The following is a 4,164-nucleotide window of genomic DNA, read 5'->3' as shown; positions in this document are numbered from 1 at the left end:
CAACTCCGGCAGCGGTCTCCATGCCATGCAGAGCAACATTCATCAACACAGGGCTGATCAGTCGGGTAGCGGCGGCGCATTGCTGCGCCGCCGCCCCCTAAGAACCGTACGGGCACGTTATCCGCGCATACGGCTCAAGCAAGTCCTGAAGGCGTTCAGGCATGCAGAACCGCTGGGTCTTTGCCGTGGCCGTTAATAGACCGGCGACGGCAGGAGGAATGAACGAGGCGGAGTTTGTCCGTCACGCCGGGCGTCGCACTGGCTATGTACTTTTGGCGGATCGCCATTTGAGTGACGCGTACCCACTGTTCCCATTCGTGAGGGCTTTGTGGTTGCTGATCGGCGTGGAGAAGCAGCTCGTGGCAGAGAACGCACCGGCCCGCTTGATTCGCGAGGAGCCGACGGACCAGTTCGCTCAGTGGTGGAAACGGCTGCTTGCGACGGCGCTGAGCCCAGTATTCGGCGAGCGCCGGGTCATCGGGCGAGGCTGTTCCGACGACCATCGCATGTCGGACGATTTTCGTCCAGGCGAACTTGGGCAGGTAGGCGCCAGTGTCCCGGTCACCGAAAACCCAGCGGTTCTGCCTGGACTTGTTGAACTGGCCGTAGTAGCGGTCAACGATCCACCACCGCGACTTGTTTGGATGGTTGTGGCGTGCCCACCGGTACGTGAGCTTCCACATGTAGTCGTCGAGCGCGGAGAATACCGCACTCGAAACCTCAGTCCGGTAATAGGCAGCCCATCCCCGGATGATGGGGGTGAGCTTCTTCAGTACAGCTCCTGCACTGGAGCCGCGCAGTGCACGCATTTCCGGGTCTTCGAATTTAGTGGGGGTGGGCGGTGACGGGCGAGCTCAACCGTCACGTTGCGTGAGGGAGTTGGGGTGCGGGTGCCCCGGATGCAAGGAGCCCGCGAGTCTTCGTGATCATGGCTGTTCTCTAGGCAACCGATCATGAAACCCCACGGGCTTGAACATCGACGATACCGGGATCAGCGAGGCGGCGACGCGACTTCTGGGGCTGGAGGGGGTGAGTGTGACGCAGGTCAAGGACGACGGGGCGGGCGGTTCGACGGTGTACGTGGTCACGAACGAGGACTCCGCACGGGCCTGCCCCGACTGTGGGGTCTTCGCCACCCGGCCGAAGGGCTACCGCACCACCCGGCCCCGGCACCTGCCCTGCGGCGGACGCCCAGTGAGCATCCGCTGGCGCAAGACGCGCTGGTACTGCACCGAAGTGGCCTGCCCGCGAGGCTCGTTCACCGAGGCGACACGCCAGGTCCCCGCGGGGATGAGGACCACCCTCGCCCTGCGCCATGCGGCCGGGGCCGCGGTCTGCGACGGCTCTCGCACCGTCGTGCAGGCAGGCCGCGACCTGCACCTGAGCTGGCCCATCGTGCAGCGATGCTTCGAGGACTACGCTGCGACGGTCCTGCCCGAGGACCCGCCCGCGACCGAGGCGGTCGGGATCGACGAGACCCGGCGGGGCAAACCGGTATGGAAGCAGAACCCGGACACGCACAAGTGGGAACTCGTCGCGGACGCCTGGCACATCGGCTTCGTCGACGCGATCGGCGGGCGCGGCCTGTTCGGGCAGGTCGAAGGCCGCAACGCCACCTCGGTCGCCGACTGGCTCACCGCCCAGCCGGCCTCCTGGCGCGAACAGGTCCGCTACGTCGCCATCGACCTGTGCTCCACCTTCCGCGCCGCCGTGACCCGTGCCCTGCCACACGCGGCGGTGGTCGTCGACTGCTTCCACATCGTCCAGCTCGCCCAGCGCCACCTCGCCGACCTGCGCCGCCGCCTCACCTGGAAACAGCACGGCCGCCGGGCCCGCAAGGGCGACAGCATCTACACCGTCCGCAAACTCCTGCGCCGTAACAAGGAAGACCTCACCCAAGACCAACTGACCCTCTTCAAGACCGAGTTGGAGCACATGGGCACCTACGGCCGACAGATCTACGCCGGATGGCAGGGCAAGGAACTCCTGCGTGATCTCCTCGGCCTGGCCGTCACCCGCACGCACGTCACCCCCGGCCGCTCCGCGATCTCCGCCGCCCGCCACCGCTTCCTCGCCCACGCCGCCGACCACGCCCACCTCCCCGAACTCCTCACCCTCGCCGAGACCGTCGAGCAGTGGTGGGACGGCATCGAGACCTACCTGACCACCGGCATCACCAACGCCGCCTCCGAAGGCAACAACCGCCTCATCAAGCTCGAAGCACGCAACGCATTCGGCTTCAGGAACCGCGCCAACCAGCGCCTACGCTCACGCTGTGCGACCACCCGCCGGAGCCGACGGCAGGCGCACCCCCACTAAATTCGAAGACCCGCATTTCCATGCGCAGCCTTCTCCGGATCCGCCTCACGGCCTCCCGGCTGGGTTTGATCAGGACAAGCTTGTCGTGATACCGGCGGACGTTGAATCCGAGAAAGTCAAAGCCATCATCGAGGTTGACAATCCGCGTCTTCCCCTCATTGAAGGCAAGTCCTCTCGGTGTCAGCCAATCGGCAAGCTTCGCCTTGACCTGTTCGGCATGCTCCCGGCTGTGGCACAGCGCCACAAGATCGTCAGCGTACCGGATCAGCACGGGTGAATCAGGTGCAGTCTGAAGACCTCCTCGACTGCGATAGTGATACCTGACTCCTGCTGCCTTCTCCATCCCATGCAAGGCGATGTTCATTAGCACTGGGCTGATCACACCTCCCTGCGGTACCCCTTCATCGGTTGGCGCTAATTCTCCCTTGTCCATCACGCCCGCCTTCAGCCAATCCCGTACGAGCCCACGTGCGGGGAACGTACCGAGAAGCTCGAGGAGGTGGTCGTGATCGATGCGGTCGAATGCTGCTGCCAGATCGGCGTCAAGGATCCACCGGCGTTTGGGGTCACGCCCCTTCACTACCTGGTAGATTGCCCCGATAGCGTCATGGCAGCCGCGACCCGGTCGGAAACCGTAAGACTTCGGCTCGAACTGGGCCTCCCACTCTGGCTCCAGAGCATTCTTCACGCGCGCTTGAAGTACGCGATCGACGATCACTGGAATTCCGAGCGGACGCCGTTTTCCATTCGACTTCGGAATGAAGACCCGCCGGACTGGGCGAGCGTGCCAAGGTTTGGTCTGGCGGTGCATCCACTCCGTCAGTGCCTCCTTGCCCGGGGAGGTCAGAACAACCTTCCCATCCACACCCGCTGTCTTGCGGCCAGCGTTCTCCTCCGTCACCCGTCGCACGCTCACCAGCGTGTTGGCTCGGGAACGGAGCATTAATTTCTGCAGACTTCGGACCTTCTTGAGGTCCCCTGCCTTGCTCGCCGTGAAGATCCGCTGTCTCAGACGTCGTACGTTCTCCTCGGCGGCACGCCAATGAACGGCGTCCCATTCCAAAGGAGCGTCCGCAGGTCCGTTCACGTCGGCGTCAACCGCCTCGGTGTCCAACTTTCCCTCCGGTTCCGAGGTTGAGTCAGAGTCTCTTTCACAGACTCACCTGGTTCACGTCAGCTCCCTTGCGGGCCGGGTACAAAGTCCCGTATCCGGCCAGTTATGCGGGAGGCCACTGGAAGTCGTGGCTAATCTCCCGGTTTCCTGCTGCCTTTCGGCTGCCGGCATTCGCTTCTCGAACCATCCTGTCCCGCTGGGGGTGTCCGCCTCCCTCGCGGTTGGCCTACCAAGGACGACCTGTTGCCGCCTTGGACCCCAGCCGGGGTTTCCGTGTTCCACACGTGTGAGATACGACCGGGTTGGGTGCCCTCTTTATCCCGGGGCGGTGGTGTCCTTTCCGGGCGAACGGGAGTGGCCCGCCCGGCACCTGCCGTTTCACAACGGCCAGCCCTACTGCCCTGCTGACACAACCCATCACAGAGCATCCTCAGTCACGAGACATCAACCAAGGGTTCAGTCACCTTCACCCGTCCGGTCTTCCCCTCGCCCGTAACTCCCGGATGGAACGGGAGCCCTCCGGCTTTCCCCCGAGCTCCGCACCCTGCCGTTACCAGCAACGCACGTCGGGGCGGGGACTGATCACATGGACACTGATCAGGATCTACACCATCGACATCGTCGAACCTCCAAAGGTGCAATCACTCACAACGTGCGACCTCACGTCGCACCACCGCCTTGGGGGGTTCCCTCTTCCGTCGGTGTGAACCAGTTATCCTCGACCACACCCG

3 protein-coding genes are annotated in these 4,164 nt (G+C 64.1%); 1 reads left to right on the top strand and 2 read right to left on the bottom strand.

Features of this window, described 5'->3' with window-relative positions; translation table 11 throughout:
* Positions 1-155: 155 nt before the first annotated feature.
* Entirely contained in the window at positions 156-809 is a 654-nt protein-coding gene (locus IEZ19_RS49240; RefSeq protein WP_189317870.1) for a group II intron maturase-specific domain-containing protein, read from the bottom strand.
* A gap of 160 nt (positions 810-969) precedes the next feature.
* On the opposite strand from IEZ19_RS49240, the gene IEZ19_RS49235 reads away from it, so the two are divergent.
* Positions 970-2,319, top strand: coding sequence for an ISL3 family transposase (locus IEZ19_RS49235; protein WP_229841727.1), 1,350 nt, complete (start codon positions 970-972; stop codon positions 2,317-2,319).
* Here the strand turns inward: IEZ19_RS49235 and IEZ19_RS49230 are convergent.
* The gene (locus IEZ19_RS49230) at positions 2,240-3,433 is read right to left on the bottom strand and encodes a reverse transcriptase domain-containing protein (protein ID WP_308429108.1); all 1,194 of its coding nucleotides are present in this window, start codon (positions 3,431-3,433) and stop codon (positions 2,240-2,242) included. The two genes, IEZ19_RS49235 and IEZ19_RS49230, sit on opposite strands and share 80 nt — an antisense overlap.
* Between the last annotated feature and the right edge of the window lie 731 nt (positions 3,434-4,164).

The organism is Streptomyces brasiliensis, assembly GCF_014647875.1.
GTDB classification, from domain to species: domain Bacteria; phylum Actinomycetota; class Actinomycetes; order Streptomycetales; family Streptomycetaceae; genus Streptomyces; species Streptomyces brasiliensis.
Note: the sequence above shows the minus strand (reverse complement) of the source record. Positions and strands in the feature narration are given on the sequence as shown.

Bases quoted from the DNA above. Each gene is read 5' to 3' on its own strand.
- IEZ19_RS49240 (WP_189317870.1), bottom strand. From the start codon at position 809: ATGCGTGCACTGCGCGGCTCCAGTGCAGGAGCTGTACTGAAGAAGCTC.